Here is a 321-nt window from a genome sequence, read left to right as displayed (position 1 = left end):
GGTTGTGCGATTAAGATTGAAACAAAGCAAGAAGTGAACTGGGGATTACCACGTCAGCCAATTGACTTGGTAATCTTGCAGGATGCGAGTGGATCTTTTAAAAATACTATCGGTAGTGTGCAATCTGCTCTACGAACGCTGACAACAGCGGTAGATGCTAATGCATATGATGAAAAAAATCCACGACTTGTTTTCACGGGAGATGAGAAAACAACAGACCGTGTAATGGTTGCGACTTTCCAAGGTTTGGATGGAATACAGTACTATGATAATGCTACGTTTTATAATAGTGGTGCAATCTATAGTACAGGACCAGATACC

Annotated in this window: 1 protein-coding gene; it reads left to right on the top strand. The window is 41.1% G+C overall.

Going from position 1 to position 321, the window contains the following annotated elements; genetic code table 11:
- A partial coding sequence (locus C1E99_RS14840) for a hypothetical protein (RefSeq protein ID WP_161951230.1) occupies positions 1-321 on the top strand: 321 nt, incomplete at both ends.

The organism is Streptococcus suis (assembly GCF_002964045.1).
Classification (GTDB): domain Bacteria; phylum Bacillota; class Bacilli; order Lactobacillales; family Streptococcaceae; genus Streptococcus; species Streptococcus suis_U.
The sequence above is the reverse complement of the archived record's forward strand: the minus strand, read 5'-3'. Positions and strand labels throughout refer to the sequence as shown.